This is a genomic window from Novosphingobium sp. 11B, assembly GCF_054589055.1.
Genome location: NZ_BAAILP010000246.1, coordinates 3,581 through 5,745, shown reverse-complemented (window position 1 = coordinate 5,745; position 2,165 = coordinate 3,581). Strand labels below are relative to the sequence as shown.

3 protein-coding genes are annotated in these 2,165 nt (G+C 66.3%); all 3 read right to left on the bottom strand.

The features are described from left to right. Positions 1-13 precede the first annotated feature (13 nt). Entirely contained in the window at positions 14-286 is a 273-nt protein-coding gene (locus ACYPYD_RS21900; protein ID WP_459665493.1) for a PilZ domain-containing protein, read from the bottom strand. Between the two features lie 300 nt (positions 287-586). Beyond that, positions 587-1,189, bottom strand: coding sequence for a M23 family metallopeptidase (locus ACYPYD_RS21895; RefSeq protein ID WP_051211578.1), 603 nt, complete (start codon positions 1,187-1,189; stop codon positions 587-589). Positions 1,190-1,418: 229 nt separating this feature from the next. Further along, positions 1,419-2,165 (bottom strand): ferritin-like domain-containing protein (locus tag ACYPYD_RS21890; RefSeq protein WP_459665491.1); only part of this gene is annotated, 747 nt, incomplete at its 5' end.

The following is a 2,165-nucleotide window of genomic DNA, read 5'->3' as shown; positions in this document are numbered from 1 at the left end:
CCCACGGAAGGTTTCACCCCCGCGTATCGAACTCCACCCCGAACAGGTTGCCCTCGCGCCAGCGCACGAGGCCCCAGACCTCGCGGCCGTCTTCCAGCGTGGCGCGTACCACTTCGTTAAGGCGGGGCGGCTCGCCCGAGGCGGCGGCACTGAGCCCGCGCGAGGATATGTCGCGTACGATCACGGCAATTTGCCCCCCGCGCGAATCGGTCAGTGCAAAGCGCGTGCAGCGCCGGCGGCGGCGCTCGCGCAGGATCGGGGTGGGCCGGAAGCGGGACGTGTCCATTTCAGGCCAAGAACGGCGGCGCGTAGCAGAAATTCAGCGGGTCTGGCGTATTTGACCGCGATCAATGCGAGACGCGGCCGCCAGTGCGAAGACCGTCTTGCCGGTCCACCGCACCAACCCCTTCCGCTCCGGCGGAGCCCCGGTGCGGTAACCGCTTCTCCCCAACTTCAAGGGGCGGCCCACCCTCGTGACGGACCGCCCCATTTTTTTGCCCCCTTTTTTGGGGCATCGCGGAACGCAGGCAAAAGAAAAGGCGGCCTTTTGAGCCGCCTCTTCCTCCTCTCAACAGGAAAACTCTGGTCAGTTGGCCGAAGCGAGGCTCGGCTGCTGCATGTAGGGGACCGGGTTCACGGCCTCGCCGTCGACGCGCACTTCGTAGTGGAGGTGCGGGCCGGTCGAGTTGCCGGTGGAACCGACGTAGCCGATGATGTCACCCTTGTGGACGCGCTGGCCGTCGGCGACGTTGAGGCGCGACATGTGACCGTAGCGGGTCTGCATGTCGCCGCCATGCTCAAGGCTGACGAACAGGCCGTAGCCGCTGAACCACGAGGCGCGGCTCACGGTGCCGTCTGCGGTGGCGTAGACCGGGGTGCCGGTGGGAGCGGCGAGATCGACGCCCTTGTGGGCGCGGCGGCCGCCGAGAATGGGATGTTCGCGCATGCCGAAGGTGCTGGTCATGCGCTCTTGAGCGAGGGGGTTGCGCGAGGGGATGGCGACGGTGGCGATACCGCCGACGGCTGCCTTGGGCTTGGCGGCGGCAAGGCCGGTTTCTTCATAGTTCTGCCAGGAGCTGAACAGCTGGCTGAACTGCTCGTCCTCACCGCCGGTGACCGACTGGTTCGCGGCCTGGCTGGTGCGCAGGGTGGAGGAAATGTCGGCAGCGGCAGCGCTGCTGTTGGCCATTGCAGGTTGCGCTGCAATGGACAGTCCCGCTGCGACGAAAACGCCGGTCACTGCGCGGAACTTGGCGAAAAATTTCGTTACGACCACTCGCAATACCTTGCTTATCCGCCGTCATTCCGAGGAAAGCGACGCTATTTTGAGCACGCCGAAACCGGTCGCGCCAAGGAGTATGGAGATCGTCGGAACCCCCCGCCGTCTCGTGAGTGTGACTTATGCCGTTAGTTTTGCCTCAGGCAAGCGCGGTATACAGATCGCGCGACAAACCGGCAGCGAGCCGCGCCGAGTCGTTGAACGGCGGTTTAACGGAGCCGTGAAAGTAACGAAAAACCAAGGATTTCCACAGCTCTCCGGGCTCTTCGCCCAACCGTTCGGCGTGGTCGGCGAAATGATTTGCGCCGAATCGAACGTGGGCGATCTCGTCGTCAAGGATGCGTTCGAGGATGCGTGCGCCGCGCTCGTCGCCCATCGTGCGGACCCGCTCGATCGCCGCCGGGGTGACGTCCAGCGCGCGGGCTTCCAGCACCATCGGCACGACGGCGAGGCGGCCGCCGACATCGCCCCGTGTCTCGTGCGCGGCGCTCCACAGTCCGTCATGGGCGGGCAGGGCGCCGTAGTGGCTGCCTTGCGTGCGCAAATGCCTGTCGATCAGGGAAAAGTGCATGGCCTCGTCCGCTGCGACCTTGAGAAAGTCGGACACGAACTGCCGCCCCATCGATTCCCCGAACCGCCCGGCCATATCGAGCGCGAGATCGATCGCCACGAACTCGATATGCGCGAGCGCGTGCCACAGGGCGATGCGGCCCCGTTCGCCCCCTCCCTTGCGCCGGGGCATCTTGCCGGGCGGCAGCAGTTCGGGCGAGTCCGGACGGCCGGGGGTCTCGGGCATCGCGGCGTCGAACGCGAAGGCGAGCCTCCCGAGCCGCCAGTCGCGCGCGACCTTGCGCGTCGCCATCACCTTGGCGTGCGGATCGCACTC

What these genes read in the sequence shown, in the direction of transcription:
- ACYPYD_RS21900 (WP_459665493.1), bottom strand. Translation starts at nt 286, where the DNA reads ATGGACACGTCCCGCTTCCGGCCCACCCCGATCCTGCGCGAGCGCCGC.
- ACYPYD_RS21895 (WP_051211578.1), bottom strand. Translation starts at nt 1,189, where the DNA reads ATGGCCAACAGCAGCGCTGCCGCTGCCGACATTTCCTCCACCCTGCGC.